At 59.0% G+C, this 22,874-nt stretch carries 16 protein-coding genes; 7 read left to right on the top strand and 9 right to left on the bottom strand.

Annotated features, from left to right (window positions below):
- Positions 1-3,363 (top strand): DUF499 family protein, encoded by a 3,363-nt coding sequence (locus tag ARUE_RS22630; protein WP_014923538.1) that lies wholly within the window; start codon positions 1-3, stop codon positions 3,361-3,363.
- A 25-nt stretch (positions 3,364-3,388) separates the two neighbouring features.
- Here the strand turns inward: ARUE_RS22630 and ARUE_RS22635 are convergent, their stop codons facing one another.
- Complete coding sequence (locus ARUE_RS22635) at positions 3,389-4,465, bottom strand: Abi family protein (protein WP_014923539.1); 1,077 nt, start codon at positions 4,463-4,465, stop codon at positions 3,389-3,391.
- A 435-nt stretch (positions 4,466-4,900) separates the two neighbouring features.
- Between ARUE_RS22635 and ARUE_RS22640 the strand changes: the two genes are divergently transcribed.
- Both ARUE_RS22640 and ARUE_RS22650 read left to right on the top strand, forming a co-directional pair.
- On the top strand, positions 4,901-5,353 hold the full coding sequence (locus tag ARUE_RS22640) for a tyrosine-type recombinase/integrase (protein ID WP_014923540.1): 453 nt from the start codon (positions 4,901-4,903) through the stop codon (positions 5,351-5,353).
- Between the two features lie 766 nt (positions 5,354-6,119).
- A complete protein-coding gene (locus tag ARUE_RS22650; protein WP_043471916.1) occupies positions 6,120-6,401 on the top strand; it encodes a hypothetical protein in 282 nt (93 codons plus the stop codon).
- 81 nt (positions 6,402-6,482) lie between these two features.
- Here the strand turns inward: ARUE_RS22650 and ARUE_RS22655 are convergent, their stop codons facing one another.
- From ARUE_RS22655 to ARUE_RS22660, 3 genes are all read right to left on the bottom strand, one after another.
- On the bottom strand, positions 6,483-7,148 hold the full coding sequence (locus tag ARUE_RS22655) for a hypothetical protein (protein WP_014923543.1): 666 nt from the start codon (positions 7,146-7,148) through the stop codon (positions 6,483-6,485).
- Between the two features lie 58 nt (positions 7,149-7,206).
- The gene (locus ARUE_RS24335) at positions 7,207-7,482 is read right to left on the bottom strand and encodes a hypothetical protein (protein WP_162486268.1); all 276 of its coding nucleotides are present in this window, start codon (positions 7,480-7,482) and stop codon (positions 7,207-7,209) included.
- Between the two features lie 310 nt (positions 7,483-7,792).
- Positions 7,793-9,688: a hypothetical protein gene (locus tag ARUE_RS22660; protein WP_014923544.1), complete on the bottom strand. Its 1,896-nt coding sequence runs from the start codon at positions 9,686-9,688 to the stop codon at positions 7,793-7,795.
- Positions 9,689-10,176: 488 nt separating this feature from the next.
- On the opposite strand from ARUE_RS22660, the gene ARUE_RS22665 reads away from it, so the two are divergent.
- From ARUE_RS22665 to ARUE_RS23490, 4 genes are all read left to right on the top strand, one after another.
- Complete coding sequence (locus ARUE_RS22665; protein WP_162486269.1) at positions 10,177-10,950, top strand: hypothetical protein; 774 nt, start codon at positions 10,177-10,179, stop codon at positions 10,948-10,950.
- A gap of 271 nt (positions 10,951-11,221) precedes the next feature.
- Positions 11,222-12,004: a hypothetical protein gene (locus tag ARUE_RS23935; protein WP_014923546.1), complete on the top strand. Its 783-nt coding sequence runs from the start codon at positions 11,222-11,224 to the stop codon at positions 12,002-12,004.
- A 341-nt stretch (positions 12,005-12,345) separates the two neighbouring features.
- Positions 12,346-13,134 carry a GmrSD restriction endonuclease domain-containing protein gene (locus ARUE_RS22675; protein ID WP_014923547.1) on the top strand — a complete coding sequence of 263 codons (789 nt, stop codon included), beginning with the start codon at positions 12,346-12,348 and terminating at the stop codon, positions 13,132-13,134.
- A gap of 750 nt (positions 13,135-13,884) precedes the next feature.
- Entirely contained in the window at positions 13,885-15,099 is a 1,215-nt protein-coding gene (locus ARUE_RS23490) for a 3'-5' exonuclease (protein WP_051025143.1), read from the top strand.
- A 351-nt stretch (positions 15,100-15,450) separates the two neighbouring features.
- Here ARUE_RS23490 and ARUE_RS22695 read toward each other — a convergent pair whose 3' ends face one another.
- The 5 genes from ARUE_RS22695 to ARUE_RS22715 are packed head-to-tail and all read right to left on the bottom strand — an operon-like array spanning position 15,451 to position 22,842.
- Entirely contained in the window at positions 15,451-16,083 is a 633-nt protein-coding gene (locus tag ARUE_RS22695; RefSeq protein ID WP_014923549.1) for a hypothetical protein, read from the bottom strand.
- The gene (locus ARUE_RS22700) at positions 16,080-17,771 is read right to left on the bottom strand and encodes a type IV secretory system conjugative DNA transfer family protein (protein WP_014923550.1); all 1,692 of its coding nucleotides are present in this window, start codon (positions 17,769-17,771) and stop codon (positions 16,080-16,082) included. The genes ARUE_RS22695 and ARUE_RS22700 overlap by 4 nt, the downstream gene beginning before the upstream one ends.
- Positions 17,768-19,408, bottom strand: a complete 1,641-nt coding sequence (locus tag ARUE_RS22705; protein WP_014923551.1) for a putative type IV secretion/conjugal transfer ATPase — start codon at positions 19,406-19,408, stop codon at positions 17,768-17,770. Before ARUE_RS22705 ends, ARUE_RS22700 begins: the two co-directional genes overlap by 4 nt.
- Positions 19,405-20,967 (bottom strand): hypothetical protein, encoded by a 1,563-nt coding sequence (locus ARUE_RS22710; protein ID WP_014923552.1) that lies wholly within the window; start codon positions 20,965-20,967, stop codon positions 19,405-19,407. Before ARUE_RS22710 ends, ARUE_RS22705 begins: the two co-directional genes overlap by 4 nt.
- A 24-nt stretch (positions 20,968-20,991) precedes the next feature.
- Positions 20,992-22,842 (bottom strand): hypothetical protein, encoded by a 1,851-nt coding sequence (locus tag ARUE_RS22715; RefSeq protein ID WP_014923553.1) that lies wholly within the window; start codon positions 22,840-22,842, stop codon positions 20,992-20,994.
- Positions 22,843-22,874: the final 32 nt, after the last annotated feature.

Consider the following 22,874-nt stretch of genomic DNA (forward strand, 5'->3'; position numbering starts at 1 on the left):
ATGGCGCTGAGCAATCGCGACCGGATCGACAGAATGTTCCAATTGATCGCGCCGGCATTGGACGACTTCATCTCCACAGTTGCGGGCCAGACCGATCAGCAATCTGGGACTGACTGGACCAAACTTGTCCAGGCCAAAGACTTGAAGAACGGTGTCCCCGCCGGGAGAACCTACGATCCGCTTGATCCACAAGTACAGTTCCGGATTTTAACCGAAGCGAACATCACTGGGGGCCACAAGCAAGGCTGGTATCCGTTTAGCCACGCCCTTGGAAAAGCCGGTGAATCGTTTGCCATCGAGCTCCGCGAAGTGCGCAACATGTGGGCCCATAACGGCACGTTCACAGATGACGACGCCTATCGCTCGCTCGATACCGGGGAACGATTACTGAAGCTGGTTGGAGCAACCGCTGAAGCGGACGAAGTCCGCAGCATCAGGCTAAATCTTCGGCGGGTAACGGCTGACAAAGACGACAGGAAAATACTAAAAGCGGCAGTTGCTAACCCGGAGGCCCCGGGGTTGAAACCATGGCGCGAGGTGCTTCAACCGCATGACGACGTTGCAACGGGCAATTTCCATGCTTCCGAATTCGCAGCCGACCTCTACAAAGTCGCAACTGGCGGAGAGGCCGACTTTGACTATGCTGACCCGGTCGAGTTCTTCAAACGTACTTACCTAACTGAGGGCCTGCGCGACCTTATCGGACGAACGGTTCGTCGTCTTTCCGGAGATGACAACGTCTCACCTGTCATCAACCTCCAAACAAATTTCGGCGGCGGCAAGACCCATTCCATGCTTTCGCTGTGGCACATAGCAGCCGGTCTGCCTGTCGGAGATTTTCCGCAAGAGACCCAGGAACTACTGGTGCCCAACGGTTATACTGGCGCGAAAGTGAACCGTGTCGCTATTGTGGGCAACCACTTCAGCCCATCTGGCGTGATCAAAGACGACGGCACACAGATCAACACAATCTGGGGGGAACTGGCCTGGCAGCTCGGCGGGGCTAAAGCATTCGCTTTAGTTGCCAAATCGGACGCCGACCGGACTCACCCCGGCACTGCCCTCCACGAGCTTCTGGCCGCACACGCCCCAGCGGTCATTTTGATAGACGAATGGGTCGCTTACGCCCGCTCGTTGATCGGGCGGGATGACTTAGCTGGGGGCACTTTTGACGACCAGTTCACTTTTGCGCAGTCTCTGACCGAGGCATGCAAAGGCACCTCCGGTGTTCTGCTCGCCATCTCGATCCCAGCTTCAGAAAACGGTGACGAGTCTGAGAAGCGCGCAACTGGGAATGCGGAGGAGGTAGGAGGCGCCAACGGCCTGGAGGCACTTAAGCGACTCCAGAATGTGGTGCGCCGGGTCGCAGATCAATGGCGTCCCGCGTCATCGGACGAGGCCTACCACATCGTGAAGCAGCGCCTCTTCAAACAACCCGACGCTAAAGCTTTGGCGTCCATTGGAGCGACTGCGAAGGCGTACGTCGAGATGTACCGGAAGTACACTGACGACTTCCCCCGGGAAGCTCGGGAGCCGGCGTACGAGGACCGAGTTAGACAGACCTATCCGGTCCACCCCGAGCTTTTCGACACGCTATATGAGGAATGGTCCTCACTTGAGCGGTTCCAGCGAACGCGCGGTGTCCTCCGACTCATGAGTACTGTCATCCACGCCCTGTGGATTGGTGAGGACGCATCGCCGCTGATCATGCCCGGATCGATCCCACTTGCGACCGCAAACGTGAACGCTGAGCTCACCCAGTACCTCCAGGATTCATGGAAGGCCACCATTGACGCCGACGTCGACGGCCAAAATTCCGAGCCAGCGCGCATCGATGTCGAGAAACCCCTTTTTGGGCAGCGCGCCTTGACCAGGCGCCTCGCTCGGACAGTGTTCTTCGGCGCAGCGCCAACTGTTGCCCCTGGCTCCGTGCACAAGGGCATTGGGACTCAGCGTGTCTTCCTCGGCACAGCGATTCCGGGAGACGTTCCCGGAAACTTCCACTCTGCGCTTACTCAACTCGCCGACCGTGCGACCTATTTCTACTCCGGCTCGGGCAAGTACTGGTATGACCTCCAACCAAACATCACCCGTACAGCTAAGGATCAAGCCGAAAGACTGCACAAAGAAGACATCTGGGCCGAGATCGTCAAGCGTCTCCAGGGGCAGGCGCGGGCTCGCGGCGACTTCGCTGGGATCCACGTCTGCCCAGAGACTAACGCCGACATCCCTGACGTCGCTGAGGCGAGACTGGTTATTCTTCACCCAAAGGTGGCCCATAAGCGGGGAACTGATTCCGTGGCAAAAGATTTTGCTCAGAAGGCCACGGAGCAGCGTGGAAGCGCTAATCGCACACATAGGAACATGCTCGTCTACCTTGCAGCCGACGAGGCACGACTTGAGGAACTTGAAGCTGCTACCCGCGATTACCTTGGCTGGACGCACGTCCTGGCAAATGAGGCGGACCTAGACCTCACGCAGAACCAGAAGAATCAGGCCGCTCAGCGGCAGGCACAGGCCAACCAGACTGTCACTCTACGTCTATTGCAGACCTTTACTTGGGCCTTGATCCCGGCTCAGCCTGAGCCGGGTTCACCTTTCCTGATCCGCGAGACCAAGGTCGAGGGACAGTCCGAGTCCCTCCCCGACCGCGTGTCGCGTCGGCTCGCAAACGACGGTGATCTTTCTACTCGCCAAGCTGCAGCTACGATTCGACTTGCGATCAGCAAGGTGCCACAAATCTGGCAGAAGGGCCATGTCACTTTGGGCACGCTCTGGGGTCTCTATAGTCAATACCCCTACATGCCTCGTCTTCGCGATAGGAGCGTCCTAGACGCAGGTATCGTTGATCTCCCGATGATTTGGGAAACTGATGCGTTTGCTGTCGCTGCAGCCTATGACGAAGATGCTGCTCGCTACATCGGACTCTGGACGCCTCAAGACAGTGGTCCAGCACCGGCAGCCACTGACTCCATGTTGCTGGTGCGCCCTGACATCGCGGTGGCGCAGAGAAATGCGGACGCTAGAATACTTTCCCCGACTCCAACAGGAGACCAGCCGGTCGCAACGGAGCCTGCTAAACAGAACACGGATCCTCAGCCCCAGGGAGAGGTCGCTTTACCTTCTGCTACCAAGACCAGGTTCTTCGGGGTCAAGACGCTGAGCCCCGACAGAATTGCGTCGGACTTCAAAAACATCGCTGAAGAGGTCATAGCCCACCTCCGCGTAGATGCGAGCAAGCTAACGGTTCGCATCGAGATTGAAGCAACCGACCTAGCCGGCTTCAGCGATGCCAAGATCAGGACTGTATCCGAAAACGCCAAGACTCTGAAGTTTGACCAGTCGGGTTTCGAGGACCTCTGATTCAGTTACATCTATAAAAACCTTGCTACCGGTCCAGATCAGCCGTGTCCGATGCACTCTGAATTTCAGTGAGCGAAAGGTAGCGATGAGATCTAACGAAAGCGCTGCCTCTTCCTCGTTTGCTGTGTTTAATTGGAGAGGACAGAGTTAACGTTTCTGTCGCCTTGGGTTCGGAAAGAATATACACTTGGTAGGCCGATTCATTCCAAGATAAATTCTTCGCGGCCGGAATAAGACTTCCTAGTATCTTTTCGTCGGAGTCCGAAGACCTTTCTAAGCGTTTCCCATTCTTTAAATTCCAATCGACAGAAACAAAATAGTTAGTTATCTTAGCAATTTTTGGCTTGATCTCTTGGTCCGCATAGAAAGCGACATACTCCACGAGCCGGAGTGGCCGTCCCGCTGCATGTATGTACGCATGCTTATGCCGTTCATAGTAAAGTTTCCATGCGTCAGCATTGGCTACCACAAGAACATTCCTTTGTGGTTGGACTGACCGCAAATCAGAAATCTTAGATACTTGCTCAACTTTACTCATCCATTCAGCGGCTTTAGGGTCAATCCATCCAGCGAGCCGGATTATCTTTTGCGCCTCGACCTTAGTGTCACGATCAATCAAACTACCGTGATGAGCGATGCGGTTGCGGAGATCATTCACCGACTCCAGATAGACGGCAATGACTTTGCGAGTTGTCTTGGTTCGCGGGAAGACGTACTGCAGGGTGTGGATCCAAAGCTCCTCATATTCAGCACCAAACATGGTTTGCCAAAAACCGAAAGTCAGTCCAGCGTACACTCGGGCCTCAGTTACGGACCGGTTTCTTTGCTTCAGACGACCTTCAACCTCGGCAATCTTTCGAGCTCCTTGCAACCAAGGTGATCCTGGTGCCATATTGGGTCCAGGGCCTTTGTCTCTGAGTTGTTCGATGATGGCATTTCGCAGAAGAACCTCAAAGTGATGAATCAACTCAAAAAGAGCAGAGGATACCCGGGCGTTCCACTCATAGAGCTCAGTGGCTACATCGATGTCACCCCCAGCTGCCTGTAGGTACTCATCAAAGCGTTTCGGAGAGACCCACGCAGGATCGATGCGGATTGACATTAGATGATGATAAGCTACTTATAGCCCCAGACCGGCCTCTATCGGCATCCTTGTGATTGCTCGACATGCCCCTGGGGCTTATATGTTGTCTGGGTGCGAGTGGTTTCAGCCCGTGGCGGGCCAGTCTGCTGGGACCGCCCTTGGCGGGTCAGCCGATCCTGGCCTAGCTTCCGCAACGCTTGCTCACGAAACCTTCACCGGTGTAGATCGAAACCTCTGGCCCTCGAGGGGCAGACGAGATGAAGTCGATAGTCCCACATTCTTCTCCGCAGAGCTTCAGCGGGTGCGCCCAAAATGAATCCGCTGGGATGCCAGGAGAATAGTTGCGTGCATCCGATGCGCGACCACCCTCCTTGTCGCCGCGGACTCCGCCGGAACGTGTTCGCCACGCCCATGGTCCGGGCACCAGACCTCCGAAATGACTAGTGTTGAGTTATGCAAGATGCGGACCGCTGGGAAGACACGATCTCTCATTTCCTACTTACAAAACGCTACGGAAAAAACTCTGTATCAGTCATCGAGTACATCTTGCATGCCCACCTCCGTTGGGTGTCGCAACAAGGGCTAGAGCCTGACAGCATCACGCCACCCCAGATCCTCCGATATCTGCAGGAACTTGAGCAGATGGGCAGATCACCAAACACGGTGGTCCACCACTTCGGCACTCTAAGCAGATACTACAGGTGGCTAGTCGGTCAGGAACTTGTAGTCGTGGATCCAACTGCTGATTTTCCGTCTCCAAAGGTCTCGATGAACGTGCGTGATACGTTCTCAGTAGAGGAACTCAAAGCGCTCTGGAGTGCAACCGCGTCGTCCTACGAGAGAAGTATCGTCGGACTGCTCGGCATCAACGCTCTCAGCCCGATGATGTTACGAATGCGCTTGTGACAGACATCGGTCGCCTTGAGGGACATGACATTCTTCGCCTCCCCAAGCGGACTGATGCGCATGGTCTGCCATACACGGTTCTCGCACCTCAAGTTATGGAAGCACTTCTGGAAGTAGCCGATGGGCGAAAGAGTGGCGCCCTTGTCAGCCGTGATGGCGAGAAAGTCTCCAGGAAGTCACTTGCCTGGGTGACCGCCTCTGTCGCGCGTCGCGCCGGAATAGGTTTTAAGGTAAGTCCACTGACTCTTTCTTTCTCTATGCGGGCTATAGCCATTCAGAAGGGCTTCAGCTACACAGGGGTTGTTCGAGCAGCAGGCGACGTTGAGACCCGGAGACTTGTTAAGTGGGTCCACAGAGCACCCACCTCGGTTATGGACCACGCTGCATTGAGGATGGCACGCCTTGTTATCGGGAGGCCGACTGAAACGCAAAATCTACTGATGCACGCGCGAGTGTTGCTATTGGAAAGTGATTGCCCACCGGCCGCTGCTGTAGGGCATGCGGGGGCGATACTGGAACACCATCTAAGGGCTTTATGCAAGCTAAAGGATGTTTCTGTACTTACCAGCAATCCGAAGTTGGGCTCGTATTCGGCGAGCCTAACTCAGCGAAAAATCTTCAGCCCCTCCGAGAGCCAATTAGTCGCCCGACTACAGGGCTACCGCGACACCGCCGCCCACGGGTGGTTTGACGCTATATCTCACGACGACGCACTGTGGGTGATCAAAGAAATCGAGCGTCTAGTAGCCAGATTCCCGCTGGATGAATGAGGAGCGTGCCAGCTGACGAGATTCTGTTTTGGTACATGATGCTCTCCGCCTTGGGAATCTTGGCCATAGCAGCGCTGAACCCCCTTGAGGCTCCTGTAGGGGTCTTTCGTAGCTTCGCCGCACCTTTGTCCCATTTCGCCCGAACGCCAACTGCCGAGCCTGCGCCCTCATTCGCCGGGCCACAAATGCATGAGGTACGTCCTGAAATTGCGGCGCAAGGCCACCGCATATCAGCGGTGCTGGCCACAGGAAAGTCTTTGACGCAGCAGCGGATCTAGTCATCGAGACTTTGCATACCACTCCTACCCCCGTGGTCACACCAGACGATTGTCACCATCGGCCCGCCGGGACTTCACCAGCTACAGTTTCCTTCTCGGATATTCGCTGTTTTGGAGCTTTCCCATTGCGCGGATTCCTTCATTGCGAGTGTCAGGGTGAGATCTGAGAGCATTATGAGCCTTCGTCAATAAAAATGAGACTTCCACCCAAAGCTGACGCCAACTTACGAGCCGGTAGCTGCGGTTACCAGACCGTCGTGAGCCGGGAGAACCTTGGCTAGGTCGGTGAACGCTGTTCGACTTCAGAGCCTCATCTCGAACATCAGCGGACCTTGGCCGGCCCGGCGAATGACCGGTCAACATCTGTAGCCGGATGAGCCATTCACTACGGACCGGTTCGTCCAGGTTTGGTGCCTGGGGAAGAAGCTTCCAGAGCTCCAGGAACTGAACGATGCTCATGGCAATGACAGCTTCCGTTTCAGCTTCTTCGTCATGCAGATAGGGACGGTCAGGAAAGACACTAGAAATGATGCCGCGCACCAAGGCGCCAGGAGCCCCGTGTGCCTGCTCGGACCAGGTGGAGAACAAGGTCCTGTAGTTGATCAACCGGAGTTCGTTTGAAGACAAAGCACAAAGTTCGCGGATGTTCTTCCCGCTCCACGACTGAGCCCATTGCTCTTTTCCGGTCTTATCGAGTCCCTTGAATTGAGCGTAGTCGGGATTGTTCAGAGCGGACTTCGCCTGCACGAGCTGCGCTAAAGGTATTTGTCTTCCGCGACTCTGCGCTATCTCCAGCTCAGCAAGATTAGCCCGCGCTTCCTGGAGAGAACCGACCTGGACGAATCTTCAGATACTCCATGTTGACTAGCAGTTCAAAGAGCTGCCGTACTGGAGCGTTGGCCGTCTCCCAGTGGCCTGCTGTCGCCAGCAGGTGAACTGCGTGGAGGATCGAGATACCGCGCTCAAAAACGGCACAATCGAATCTTCCCACTTCCGATGGAGGATTGTTTTGCAAGCTTGCCGTTCTTGCAAAATCGATAATTTCACTCTGCAGCTGAAGGAGCTTGTCAGAAGCACTCACGGATCGCCTGGCAGCGGCAATTCCGCCAGATAGGCCACACCCCAACCTGACGTCAAATTTTCGCTAGGAATATGTCATCTATGAGTCTAATAAAGCCGTTACTTGGCATTGCTGGGTGTAGGCCATAGATGGCAACCTGACACTGCAGACGAAGTCCACCGGACCGAAACAACGCAGGGACTCCCCTTCGTCCAGTAACGTGCTGAGGACGAACCCGTTGCGCAAAAAGCTTCGGGGTTTAGAGGTGGCTGGCTAGCGTTCGACATCCAGCTACCATTCGTCGTTCGAAACCCGCAAAGGACGTCAGCTGCTACCTGTAAATGCGTAACGCATCTACCAGGGCCGGTTGGGAACCCTCGGGACCAACGGCCGTCTGCAGGTAGCCTTGGGGGCTCTTTCCGGCGTAGACAGCGCTCCCGTATAACGTCGTCGACTCGAACTTTGCCCACAACACTTCGACCTCCCCAGAGCCCGACATCGACTTGCAGGTGCCTGCCCATCCGTCATATCCGGGAGGCGGGGTTGGACCCGCTCCGGAGCTAAGGCGGCACGCCATGCCGTTGGCCAACTCCAGGTAGAAGGGCCCGGCAACCTCACTGACGCCGTCAGGTCGTTGTGTCACCTTCATCCCCGTGAAGATCCTCCAAGTCGACGGTTCACCGTCCATGCAAGCCAGCACAGTGGTGTCCCCGGGTTTGGCCAGGCAAGGGTCATAGACGCCTGCGCCGGCAGGGAAACACCTGAAGGCGTCGGCCCGAGAGGAGACGCTGGATCCCAGGCACATGCCCTTGTTAGCGGCTGTAGAACCACCATTTTCTGTTTTGGATTTCTGGAGAGTCCCCGAATCAGACCAAGGAGTCAGGTCAATGATTTCGGTCTTAGTGGCGTACTTCGCCTTCAGGTACTTCTTCAGTTCTTCGTTTGCGGGAAGGAAGAAGAATTGGCGCAGGATGGGATCAAGCAGGCTGTCCCCGATAATGGTTCCCGCCGTCAGCGTCAGTTTCGCAACCGCATAGGTTTGGCCCGCTGCCCTTATTGCTTTTCCGATGGTCTTCCCCGCACTGATCGACTGCTCCCAGTTTGCTCCAGGCTTCATCTTCAACCATGCCTTGGCAGTAGCGACCGCTATTGCATCTTTTCGATCATTCAGGCAAGGCAGGAGTTCCTTGAAGGCGGCCCCTACTGACTGATCCTTTGCTGAGTTGAGCTTCCCGCCGCATTCGATTAAGGACATCATGATGAAGGCACCAGCCAAGCCGCCACCCGCGTTTCCTTCGACTGCTTGGTACATGAGACCTCCAATCACAAAGGGGAGCTGGGAGTCGACTTCTACGAGTGGTTGGTTAGTGTTACTCCCCCACAAATCCAGCAATTCTGCACGCTTGAAGCCGAAGCGATACTCTCCAAGCGGCTGAATGAGGTACTTATCCCCCCACCCTCCGTTCAGCACTGCTCCGACGGCTACTTGCGTCCACGTCGCCGGCGCGGCCTCCTCCCACATATCACTCCACGCCCATGCGGGCTTGATCGCCGTGGCTATTGAGCCGGCGTTTGGCCGATTCATGACAACCCGGACTTCCATAATGTCCGGGTCGTTTCCGTCCGTTCCCACACACCACAGCACAGGGGCGTTGATGTTGTCCTCTGAGAACTGTGGATCCGCCCAAGAAGGAATGCCCCCCGAACAGTTTGGTGGATTAGTCTTGTCACCTAGCACTTTACCGATCCCGTTGAAGGCCTTTTCGATCAGGCTATATGGGGAAAAGTGGCTGACTGTTGCCGAAACTACTCGCCGGTCCGACGAAAGCTCAGAGGGACTGATCTCCCATTCCTCCGTATTGGTGTTCCAGTAGCCAATGTTCGCTTCGCGATCTTCTGCCACTGGCACGTCAAGTTCGAAGGCTATCAAAGCTCCATTTGCAGGAAGGGACCCCTCGACCATCGTCAACGTCACCCCCTCATGGAGAGTGGCCCCTGACGGCAGAGCTTCCCGCATAGTCTCAGTAATTTCGAGGGCCTCAACTTTGGCGCTCAACCCCGGCGGGGAATTCGGAAAGGTGACACTCACATGCGGAGCACCGTTGGGGTTTCGGGGCTTGGGGTTATCCCACGGCCAGGAGCATGAAGCCAGGAAAAGACACAGGATGAGCAGCGCCACCCCAACTATCCTCTGATGATGCTGTGCGGTCCCGTCAACTTTACTCACTGTCTCCCCTGTCGCGCACCCGATAGCGAGGGTGAATTGCGCTCAGGATATACGATGCGTCGACGATTCGATTAGGAATAATTCTTGGCAAACGTATGGTGCTCCCTGTTTTTTACACTGTAGGCTCCGGTCACGAAGACTTCCTTAACTTCGCATCAGCTCGACCCAAAATTAATGGTTGCAGGCTATTGATTTGAGGCATATCGATGGTTGGACGAGTTACAAAGATTCTTGGCGGACTAGGCGCGACACTCGCGGTCGTCGCCGCGGGCGCTGGGGGCATTACGTGGTTCACGACGCAGAAAGCCACAGTTGACTCCGGGAGGGTGGTACAACAGTCCCCGTCTGCTTCTTATTCGACGGGGCCGTCGCCTGTCCGGGAGACTCAGGCTGCTGTGGCAACGCTTGGGGCACCCGCGTCTGCAGACGGTCTTTCAATTGAGGTCATCCCGCGGACAGAAATGATCATCACGAGTGAGACATGGGTCGTGAGAACAGGTGCGAATGCTGAAGAGTTTCCAATAGAGGCAGCGCCGGTGACGTCCCTGAGCTGCATGCGAAAGGACTTTCCGACGATCAAGGCCCACGAAGACTGTCTGGGGTCTCGCAAGGGCTGCACTCCTGTCCAACGAGCCTGGCTGGAGAAGAACGCGGTACTAGCGACAGAGAACTTTTTCGCGGTAGACGGCAAGCTGGGAATAGGGCAGGTAACACTGTCGAACACATCGAAATCAAGTCAATCTCTGGCGTTCAAGGATCTCCGCTGGGAGGGTGCCATCGTCCCTGTCGATGACGCCGGTTACGGCATCATGTGTTCAAACTTCAACGATTGGGCCGGAGGGGCAACAGCAGGGTCTGCAACCTCTCGGGAAGTCCTCCTGCCTTCGGGGTCAGGGACTGGAATTTTCGGGGGGCCCTCACTGTACGGCGAAGATCTAACTCGGAACATTCCTGCTGGGAGCCCCGCAGTTTTCAATCTGGCGGCCGGTGAGACTTCCCGCGCCGGGTTGGACCTCAAAGTCACGCACAAGGTAGCGACAATCACCGGGCGCGTACTCGCCACGGTAAGTGCATCCGACGGTGAGAAGGAAGTCCAGATCCCATTGCCAATATTGGATGGCGGGCAGGCTGTATTCATCACCGTGCCTATGCCCATTCTTTCCGTCGATGGAGGGGCGACTTGCCCCAAAGGCAGCGCGAAATATGCATCTCGTACCATCTGCTCGATTCAGCAACTGAAGTCGGAGAATCACCTTGGCTGAGACGGGCAAAGAAGGGCCCCCGCTGACACCTGCAACCCAAGACCAAACACGCATTGCTGAAATAACGAGGGAGAAACAACCTCCATCCGCAAGGACGGCGGCTCCGTTACTCGAGCAAAATGGTAGGACAACGGAATTAGGGGAGCCGGCCTCCCAAGGGAAGCCGCGACTTGCCTCTGCAGAGGGCGTCGCCGAAGCCGCGCCCAAGGATGCAACCGCAGCCTTACCCACAGGGTCGGCGTTGAAATCTCGAACCGCTCGCATTTGGGCATTGGCTGTAACTCTTGTAACCCTCATTACCGGTGTTATTTCGGTTTTCCCCGTCTTGTTTAAGGACGAATCCAACACTCAATCGCTCAAAATATCGATGAAGCCCTTCCGACCAGACGCAGTGTCCCATTTCGCCCTTCCAGTAGGGGCCCCTATTGATTCCTTTCCAGGAGGCGGGCCGCTCTGCACACCCGGTCAAGAGGCGTGGCTCAGCGAGTATGGTGTTCGGTTCCAACGGGACTACATTTTGGATCTTAGGAATTCAGCCGGTGGTGGCAGCTCGCTCGCGGTAGGAAACATTCGTGGCGTTCCTGATGCAACGTCTCCCGTAGATGCTGCATACATAGTTGAGTGCGACAAATCCGGGGATGGAGGGGTAGTCGCCGAACCCGGACGGCTCCTCCTAGACTCGGGCGAAGGTGCCTTCTTCGATAAAACGGCCTTCGGGCCAGCAGGCTCCGGCCAACCAAATACCCCTCTTGCTTACAACCTCCGGCCTGGAGAAACCGGCCAGGTTGTTCTTTCTCTCACTGCCAAGTCGGACTTCAAGGGTCAGGTCGTCACCAGTGTTTCGGTCGGCGACCAAACCAGCGACCTGAAGGTGCCGCTTACAGGTGTGAACGAAGTCGCCGTCCCTGGTGTGGTCAGCCCAAGAACCATCCTCGTGACCGTTGAGGACGGTCTCCTGAAATGCAACGTCATTCCCAACCCAACAGCCCAGGTGAGCTCTTGCGACGTTCATGACATCTTCCGTAGCAGTAGGCCTGTCGATCCGGCCAAATAATCAGGTGCCTGTCTCGGATATGAGTTGTTGATGACCTGGTCCTCGGCGCCGCCGAGCCGAACGTCCCACTGGAGGCCTCACCGGCCGCTGTAGAAGCGCAAAAGCTCGCAACGACCAACAATAGCCCCAGTGCGAGCCCTACCCCGACACCTTCGGACACTGGCGCACCGCTGGATCCTGAGACGATAACCGAGCTTGCAAAGACTGCCGCCTACACGGCACCCCATTCCCAGCCGGCCTATGCCACCAAAGCACTAGATCTGCTCAAGACGCTCCCGATCAAGGGCAGGGCACCGAAGACAGATTACGACCGGGACCAGTTCGGGCAGGCTTGGGCCGATGTGGACCGGAATGGTTGCGACACCCGTAACGACATCCTCAAACGTGACCTGACCCAGATCACGTTCACGAACAGTGTCCAATGCAAGATCCAGACCGGTTCACTCGCCGACCCGTACACGGCCAAGAGCATCAGTTTCGTCCGCGGATCCGCGAGCAGTGCCGCGGTTCAGATCGACCACATGGTTGCTCTCAGCGATGCTTGGCAGAAAGGTGCCCAGCAGCTCAGCATCGAACAACGCACCGCCTTCGCGAACGACCCGCTCAACCTGCAGTCCACCGACGGGCCGACCAACACCCAGAAAGGCGACGGCGACGCCGCCACCTGGTTGCCGCCGAACAAGAGCTTCCGCTGCGAATACGTCGCCCGGCAGATCTCCATCAAGGCCACCTACAGCCTCTGGATTACCCAAGCCGAACACGACGCCATGGCCTCGGTACTCGGCGGCTGCCGGGACCAAACCGCGCCCACGAACGAAAAGGCCCCGGTAACGCCTACCCCGGCTGCAACGACACCTACCGCGGTTGAGTCGGCTCCAGTGAAAGCAGCCGTCCCTGCTCCGGCCGATCCCGTGCCCGCTCAGGTTGTCGTCCCTGCGCCGGCGCCGGCCGTTCCCGCACCGGCGCCCGCCGTTCCCGCACCGGCTCCTGCAGCGCCTGCACCGGCCCCCGCTGCTCCTGCTCCTGGCGGGGGAGCAACAGCCTTGTGCAACGACGGGACACTCTCCTACTCCGCAAACCACCGAGGGACATGTTCCCGGCACGGCGGAGTAGCCGTCTGGTACAAGTAGGCCCACAGAACGGACTCGAGGGGTTAGCCGCCGGGCATGCAAAGCCCCTCGGCGATCGTCATAAATATGGTTCCGTTGGGATTCTGGTGTGCGGGTCGAAGCGCGGGCCAACGGTCTATTACGCCCTGGATGGTTCCTCCCAGCCGATCGCCGTCACCACTTACACCTATGAAACGCTCCCGGCCCGGGAACGTGAAGCACTCCCCTCCCGCAGCCATCACCGCTGCACTGGAGCAAGGAACCGTGGGAGACCATGGAAGTATGACGACTAAGTTTCAGCTGGTAGCTGTCAAAAGCTGGTGGCTGTCAACGACGATCGCAAGTTCTCCAGCGCAGGCCACGGCCGCCAATTGTCCAAAGAACTTTGGACAATTGGTACGAAAACCTGGGGAACGCGGCGCCAAGGATCGGCTTTGCGGCTAACCAGGTACTGGATAAGCAGTGTCTTCGACCGATCACTGTGGCAGTGCGGTCTGTCGGTGCTAAAGGAAATGAGGCCGTCGGCGCGGAGCTTGGTAAGTGCGTGTCGGGTTTGGGCTCGGTCCCAGTCCATGGCGGCGCGGATTTCTGACCAGGTAAGTCCGTGGCCGCGACGTGTCCAGGAGGTGCGGATCATTCCAGGCAGCTCATTTCCGGTCGACCGCCTCAGATGCGGACTTGCGACGACTGCGGATGAAAATGAGATGGTATCTTGACCAGATTAGGTCCTGAGTGGTGGCAACAGGCCCGAGAGCATATGAGCGAGGACAATTGCATTCAGAGAACGGTTCGGGATCAGCCGGATTCCTCGCCCACCTCAACCAGAAATCCCGCCGCACCATAGAGCAGCCTCAAAGACTTCGAAACGTCTTCGTTGAAGGCTACGTCTCTACTGTTCCCTCCAGGCATAAATTAGCGGACTTCGACTTCGCCGTTGTCGACGTTGAAACGACCGGCCTAGGAAAGGCTGACCGAGTCGTTGAAATTGCCGTGGTCCGCATGTCGGCATCGGGAGAGGTTTTATCTGAATTCTCTGCCCTGGTCCGGCCCCTAAAACGGTCCATCTCTCAAAGTGCCCGTGATGTCCATGGGCTCGACGACAATGATCTGCAGTCAGCTCCAGGCTTCGCGGAAACCTGGAAGGTTGTGGAGCCACACCTGGCCGGAGCCATAGTCGTTGCCCACAACGCTCCCTTCGACGTAGCGTTTCTTGGGCGGGACATGGACCCCGCAGCGCAGCTGCAATACCCGATATTAGATCTGCTTTATGCATACCGATGCCTTCTTACAGCGCGGACATATAGGCTCGAACACCTTCTGAGAAACCTGCGCGGCGCATGGCCCAGAGGCCTGCACCAGGCACACGCCGACGCACGCTGTGAGGCCGAACTGCTACTTGCACTCCTCGGACATCCTCAGCCTCTGTTCTGGCATGGACCACTGCCCTCGGGAAAATTCTCCCCCCCGACGCCGTATGGAGGCCCTGGCCGCTGGTCGGAATCAAGACCAAGACAGATCCCGGCCCTCGCGCCGAGGGTTGGCAAGAATGTAAAGATTCGCGCTCCCAAGTTTGTTCCGCCAAGCGACGTGTGGGTTCGCAGTGACATTCGTCGAAGTCGGTTCTACGCAGGCAACGCCGCCCCTCGGACGCGAGAGGTCATGAACTTGCTCGTCCAACACGGTGCGATTGAAGCAAAAAGGCTGACTTCAACCACCAGATACTTCATCGGAAATCACGAAGATCTTCCACTGGAGGGCCTACCTGAAGGTGTACGGTGGAGCACCGCAGAATGGATGCTTGAGTGGATCGACCAAGAAGTAACTGCAGTGCGTGAGAGGATGCAAAAAGCAACCGAGCGTCTTCGAGAAGCACACAGGGAAGACTACGAAAATAGGAGATATTACGCCGTCGATTGGCGCCCGTCTGCGCTGGAGCCCAGTCAATATGCCGCAGACTTTCCAATGGCCCGCTGGGACCACCACTAAAGCTGCAATGGTTGGGGCTATGCCGGTACGGGGCAGTCAGTGAGACGAGCCACACAACGAACATCAGCTGTCTCGACAGGTGTGAATGGGATCGACTAACTGTTCTTCCTGGCGGACGGTATGAACATTTGTCCTTCCCGGTACATATGTTGGCTGGTGGAATGCAGACCACGGCGCAGCCCCCCCCGGGGGCCTCTGGTCGCCGGGCACTCAGCCTTTCCTTGACGCGTTCGACTAACGTCTGGGCGCCGATGTCTGGATCAGTCAAAGTCCGGAGTTCAGTAGTTGAAGTGCCCCACTCGAGTGCCAGTTCCCGCCGCCTGTCCGGTTCGTCATCGGTTAATCACCCGCTTAGCCATCCAAGGTGGCGAGGAAGGACGTGAACCCGTCGTCAGTGGAAGGCTCCGATTTGGGCCGGCGCTCTTTGTGTGTGGGGATGCACGCCGAAAGACCCCAGTTGCTCTTGGTGATTCTCGCCAGGGCGGGCCATAGTATCCGTTCGTGCCAGTACGCGGGGGCATCGTTCGGGGTCTTGTGGCCGTAGTAGGCGGCCCGCCAGGCGATCCACACGCCGATAAGTTCTTCCACGACCGGGCCGTGGCGGTACCAGCAGCCTAGGATCCTGGAATCGGCTGTGACACCGTAGCGGCCGTTGTACCAGTCAACCCACTGACGCAGTTCCGTGAGAAGGGCTGCCCTGCCGGGGCCGTCCAGTTCCTTCCAGTTCCAGGGCGCAGGCTTCTCGGCGGGCGGCTTCCGGAGAAGATCCCCGACCAGTCCCACCAACCCGTCAACGTCTGCGCGCAGCTGGCCCAGTTGGCCGTCATGGTCCAGTACCAGTTCCTCGACGGAGGGCAATACGCCGTCGCCGTCAATGCCGGCCGGTGCTATGCCGGGAGCAGCTGCCTCGCTGCCTGCACCGGCGTCTTCCGGTGCAGGTTCCTCGTCCGGCAGCGGGATGTCGGCGTAGGGGTCTTCGCTCATGCGGTGATCCGTCGTGTCAGGTCCTCGGCGGCCTGCTTGTCCTTCTTGATCTGCTCAACGTCATCGCGTTCCCAGTACGGGGTCAGTTCCACGACGGCCGGGCGGACGTTGGTGTAGTGCATGAAGGCCTTGCCCTGTTCCAGTTGCTGGATTTGGTGGGCGCGGATTGCAGGGCGTTCCTCTTCGCTGGTGGTCTTCGAGGAGCCGCCCTTGCCCCGGGATGTCGAAACGCGCTGATGCGTGGTCGGCCCGGCGGCTTTGGCGACGGTTTCGAGTTCGGCCATCTCTTCCAGGCCGGGGAGGAAGAGGCGAAGGGACGATGTTCCGCGGATCGCTTTGGCCCCGTCGTCTCCCCAACGGGCGCGGTTCTGGGCGAACGACTGGCTGAACCCGATGATGCGGATACCGCGGCCGCCGGAGTCCGAAAGGGCGGCGGCCATCTTCGGGAAGGCCGCAACGTTGGGAGCTTCGTCCAGAACCATCGTGAACACCGGCCACAAACGGCCGCCGGCGCGGGTTTGGGAGATCTTCTGGGCTTTACGGAAGACGTGGTCCGCGAACATCGTTACCAACGGAGCAACCGGGGAATCTTCTCCGTCTGTGAGCAGGTATAGGGTATTTGCCCCCGTCAGGAAGTTGTCCACGTTGAAGCCCTGGCCTTCGCCCGGGGTGAGGAATTTCAGGGCGTTAGGCGAGGACAGGGGCTCCAGCAGCCCGGCAAGGGTTTCCTGGATCGAGTCCACCGTTTCGCCCGCGCGGGAGGAAGTCAGCGCCTGCAGGCGTTCAGCGAACGCGGCCGGTGCCCCATGTTCGCGGAGAATTTCCAAAGGTTCGGGATCCGCGAAGTTGTTGGACCAGCGCACGACGTCCTCGATGGTTCCACCATCGAGCGCCGCGGCGTGCAGGAACCGGCCAAGAATGGCTGCGGCCTTGGAGTTGAACCAGTCCCCGTTCTTCACGTTCCCCATCGGCTGGGCGCCGGCCCAGGCTTTGCCACGGGCGAGGGCTTCGTCAGGGTCTTCGCAGCCGGCCACAGGGCTCCAGCTGATCGTGTCGGGCCAACCGGAAATGTCCTGCAAGTCAAAGACCTGCGCGCGGCCGCGCCGCTTGCGCGTCACCGCGGTGTACATCAACAGGTCGTTTTTCGTGGACGTCGCCAGCACCGGGCCGGGGGCATCCAACACGATTCCGACGGCGATATAGAGCGTCTTTCCCGAGCGCTGCGGCGCGTAGACCCACATGGAGTCTTCGTGCTGGACGTAGAGGACCTTGCCGTCGAGTTTGAACGCGGGGACGATGATGTCCGCTTCGGCCGCGTCTTCGGGCAGGTGGAGTGACTGCCGGGCTTTGGCCAAGGCTGCCTTCTTGCCCATCCGGGGCTCGAGGTCCTTGTACCTGGGCAGGCCGTCGTCCTTCGGCTTGCTGCCCCCGAGCACGATGGTGATGAACGCAATCCCCAGGAAAGCGAGTATTGCGAGCACGATCAGTATCCATGTCGCGGATCCTGGCCAGGCGAAGGTGCCTTCCTTGAACCGGGCCACCAATTCGGTGAAGTTGGTCCATGGCATTCCCGTGGGCGTCAGCATCTCACCGAGGAATGCGGAGACCCAGGCGAGACCCGTCAGCACGACAACGAAGCCGGCGAGGCCGAGCTTCATCAGGGTGTCTGTTGAGGTTTGCTTGCTCATGCCGGGATGACCTCCGTGGCGTCGTCGGTGATGGGTTCTTCGGTGAACGCGATGGTGGAGGTGGACTTCATGGCGCCGTCCGTGTCGGTCAGCTCGACTTCCAGGGGGCTGCGGACGTGGATGGCCTCGAAGGGATCATATTGGTCGATCTTGAACAGGCAGGTGCCCTTGACCAGTTTCGTGATGACCTCGGCCGACCCGACCGGGAGGGTGAACATCTCTTCACACGCCAACGCGTCAGCACTCTTTTGCTGCTTGTAGAGCAGGACCGTGCCGCATTCTTTGAGCATGGAGATCGCCGGGCTGTCGGCCGGGATGTCGGAGATGTGGTGGAACGCGAACTGGCACGACAGAGACAGGGCGCGGGAGAGTTTGGTGTTGCGGCGGGTGACCGTGGCCACCGATCCCTGAACGGTGTGCCATGCCTCTTCAATGAGCAGCACGGTGGGGACTGCTTCTTCCTGGCGGTAGAGGGTGTTGGCCAGCCAGGTGTTGATGATCGTCATGACGATCGGCAGCGCCGGACCGTCTTCGGGAAGCAGCGACACATCAAACACCGTGAGGCCGGCGTTGAGCTGGATGTCAGCGCTGGTTTCCCCGTCGATCAGGCCGGCCAGGTCGTCCTCGATCATACGTTCCAGCTCGAACGCCGGGTCCTGGCCCCATTCGCGCAGCTCTTCCACGGTCAGGTTCGTGGCCTTCGCGGCGTCCTCACTGGGCGCGTACAGGGCGCGGAGGACATGTCCGATGTGCGCGACCTCCCCGGCCTTCTTCGCGTCCGTCAATGCCTGGCGGTGGGCCATGCGGACGGCTTTGCCTTCCTTGGGCGTCATGGGCCGGCGGAGGGCTTCTTCCATGACGGCACGGACCAGCATGGACTGGCCGGCCGGGGTGCGGAACGCTTCTGCGCTGTCGTGGGTTTCCTCGTTCAGGCGAGCAGCGATACGGGGGTCGAGGATGTTGATCCGGGATCCGCCGCCACCGATGCTGAACCGGACCGGGGCGACGCCGAGCTTCCGGGCAAGGGGTGTGTATTCGCCGCCGCCGACGTCCTTTTGGTACTTCTTATCGATGACCACGACGCGGCGGCCGAGGATCAGTTGCCGGAGCACGCCCCAGGTTTTCATGGCCGAGGACTTCCCTTGGCCGAGGTCACCGATGTAGCAGACGTTCGGGGATTCGAGGGTGTCACCGTAGGCGGTGAACGGGTCATGGACGATCATCCACCCGGACCCGGCATCGACGCCGAACACCAGGCCGCGGTGCGAGGTCGGCGGGGAAGCAATCGCCATATGGGAGAACTCCATCTGCCGCGTGGAGGACGCGATACCCGGAGCGGCCGGGTCATAGAACCCCAACTTCGACGCGAAAGCCCATTTCCGTTCGTGGTGCCAGCGGGTCTTGGCGTTCGCTTTTGCCTCTACCAGATCACGGTCCCTGGCTTCCTTCTTCTCAGCCTTCTTCACCGCACGCTTGCTCAACGGTTTGTTCCGTCGCAAGCCTTCGGCCGCGGTATCGGCTGCAGCTGCTTCGAGGTCCAGCTTCCCGTCGCGGGCTTGTGCCCTGAGGGTCCGTTTGGATTTGCTGGCCAGAGTCCACGGCAGGCTCAGACGCTTGACGTCGTTAGTGGTCCTCATCGGATTCCCCTCGTAAACGGCATGGTGGTGATCAGGGCAAGGTCGTTGCGGTGGTCCAGCCAGTCAATGAACTCGATACCGGCATCGGAGGCAGCTGCCTCAACAATGTCGGTGGTGGACAGGATCTCGTTCGCGTCCTCCACCGCGAAGGAGATATACAGCCCGTAGGCCGCGCCGTGATGGCCCGAGCCGGGCTTCAGGTCCAGGAGCCGCTGGTGGGAGGCCCCCAACAACACTTCTTCGGTGCCGTCGGTCACGACACCGGACTTGGCCACCTTGTTGCTCGTGGCCCTGTCCTCTGCGGCATCGGAGCGGGCTTTGGACCGTGCGCTGCGGGCATCTTCAAGTTCCACGACCATGGACACCGAATGCACCACAGCGGGCTGGATGCCGCTGATGATCGCTTCCAAGGCCTCGACCGGGATCGGGGCGGGGCTGAACGCCGAGGCCGGCACGTAGCCGGTACGGATGTGCCAGCGATCATTGACCACCAGGGAGATGGGAGAGGATGCGCCGTCCAGGTGCTGCCAGCAGTCCATCAGGTTGGCGCCGTCGTAGTCGTCGATGTCGAAGTCCGGATCCTGCAGGTGACGCAGGAGCGCGGCCATGGCCTGCGGGCCGAGGGGCCGGGAATTGGTGATCGAACCCATCATGGAGGCCTGGGCCATGGCGGAGCGGATTTCCTGATAAATCGCCTGACCAATGCCTTCGTCCCCTGACCCGTAAGCTTCCGCCCGCCGGTACAGGGCTGCTGAGCCGGGGATCCGGAACGTCTCATAGGTGCGGTGCTGTTCGGAGCGTGAACGGGTTGTCTCGCACAACTCGCCGTAGGACTCCAACAGGATCCGCGGAACGTTCTGCGCGACCCGCCGTTTGACCCACAGCAGGTGATCGGCCGAATCCATTGGCACAGCCCGGGCCAGGGTCTGGACATGGGTGACGAGGGATTGCCGGCGTGCCAGCCGGGCAAGGTACTGGCCGCGTGCGACGTGGCCGGATTCCTTCCGGTATTCCTCCCGGATCCCGGAGGAAGAGCCCATGACTTCCATCGTGGCCGTGTAGTAGGACTTCTTGACCTTGCCCTGGTGCCGGAAGATGACCAGCGGCCCTTCCGGGGTGTCGATGGAGAAATGGCGGACGGTGCCCACCATGAGAGGTGCGTTGTCCTTGTGCCGTACGGGAACTTCGATCATGCCGTTCTCGTCGGCCCGTTCCCGGTCCTTCTTCCCGGCCTTGATCATCCGTGTCTGCGGGCGGTCCTTGACCGGCACGTAGACCAGGGACTTGTTCTTGGCGCGGACTTTCTTGTGCCGGAGCTCCACGAAAATGGCACCCAGGGAGCGGTGGCCGGAGAGTTTGTTGGGTGTGGTGAGGATGACCCCTGCGAGGACCAGTACCGCGGCGATGATCAGGGCAACGAGCTGGCTGCCGCCTGCCAGGACGATCAGCAGTGCGGCACCGATGGAGGTAGCCAGGCCGATCCATTCCGGTGCTGTCCGGTTTCCCCCGAACAGGCCGCGGCTTTGGACCTCACCGCCGACAACAACCATTCTTCCCATGACTACCTACTCCTTGTACTTCTCTTACCGGCCACTGATGTGGTCGGTATCCGGTGCCATCGAACGCGCTGAGCGCTGGCCGCGCATGGAGGCCTGACGTGCCGCTTCCCGGCCCGCGAGCAGGAACGCCGTCGCGCCACCGGCTGCGACCTTCACCGATCCCCGGCCCACTGCCCCGGCACCGGTCTTGAAAGCTTGTGCTGCCTTCGCTCCGCCGGTTCCGGCGCGGTCGGCTTTTTGCAGCTCCCCGATCGTGCGGGTTTCCGGCTGTCCCTGTGTCTGGGCTCCTTCACGGTCCTGCCCCGAAGGTGCGGACTGCTCGTTCGGAATCCTGGAGGCTGCACTCCGGCGTCCTGAGATTCCCGAACCGTTCGATCCCAACCCTGAAGCGGCTTGGCCCTCTGATTGAGTGGCCGTCGAAGAAGGGCCCTTCGTGGCGGCCCCGCCGCCGTAAGGACTTCCGCTCCGTCCGCCCGTAGCGCCGGACTGTACTTGCGCGGTCCGCTTCTGCCGGATCGCCGAGGAGATCGCAGCGCCCGCGCCGGCGACCATGGCCGGTCCGACGACGGACTGCCGGCCCTCTCCAAGGCTGGTCGAAGAAGCAGTGAGGATGGGGACGTACTTGTAGAGCAGCGGCAGGGCGAAGGCCAGAACGCACATCGCGGCCGCGGCCAGGAACACCGACGTGGCGTTCACCATGCCATCGTCCACGCCCTCGCCGCTAAACGCCGGACGGGAGGCGATGTAGCTGAACACAGCCCCCATGAGCAGCAGCAGCAACGGCTTTGACAGGGAAATCCCGAGCCACAGAGCTCCGACTTTGCCCACGCGTTCGCGGTACTTCGGGTGGATCATGAACCCGACCATCAGTGCGATACCCAAACCGAGCAGGTACAGGGCCAACGGCTGCAACGCGAGCAACCCGAGCATGGCCCACGCAGCAAGGAACAATAAACCGAACAGCAGCACCGCCGCCAAGGGACCGAACGCGCCGCTGGATTCATAGGACGCGAACCGGGAGATAGCGACGCCGAAGTCAGTCACCCTGCTGGAGGTCCAGAACGTGACCCCTTCGGTGACACCGCTCATCCATCCGTTGAACACATAGCCGATAGCTGGTCCGAACAGCACCAGGATCATGGACAACGGCCCATACCAAAGCAAAGACGTCCGCGCGGAGTCCATATCGATCTCTTCGTTTGAGACGTCCTTCCAGAGCTTGAAGTACATCAAGCCCATGACGATGATCCCGATCCCGGCAAACAGAGCCCACGTGGCACGGAAGCCGTCATCAATCTCGAATACGGAGACCTTCAACAGGTTGTTCAGCACCTCGTTGGTGGACTTCACGCCCTCGGCTTTGACCGTGTTGGCGAACTTCTCAAACCCGTCCTTCGCGTTAGCGATGAACGCCACAGTATCCACCGTGCCCAGGACGACCTGGCCGCCCGGCATCGTGGAGATGACCGTCCGCATCACCACGCCAGCAATCGGGAGAAAGTTGTTGAACACAGCCCCTTGGGCGCACCAGGCAGAACCGCTTGCCGGTGCACCAACGTTTGGAAGCGCGGCGCAGAACGGGACGGTGTTTTTTCCGTCGTAATCCAGAACTTTTCCGGGTGTGGTCAAGAATGTTCCGAAGGCTTTGGCAGAGACGTTCTCACAATCGTTTCCGCCCATGAGTCCGAAGAACCAAGCATCGGCGCAGACTGATTTACCCAGTTCCTGGTTCATACGGTCCCGGATCTTGTCGCGCTGGTCTGCTGGGAGTCCGGCAAGGCGCTTGAGCTGGTCTGCGTTCAATTTCTCGGACTTACTCACGTCATCCGCTGCGTGGGCGGGACCTGCGGAAATTATTCCGAAACTGAGGAACATCGCCAGGACTATGGCGACCAGGCGGACTGTTC

Origin of the sequence: Arthrobacter sp. Rue61a, from assembly GCF_000294695.2 — a bacterium.
Classification (GTDB): domain Bacteria; phylum Actinomycetota; class Actinomycetes; order Actinomycetales; family Micrococcaceae; genus Arthrobacter; species Arthrobacter aurescens_A.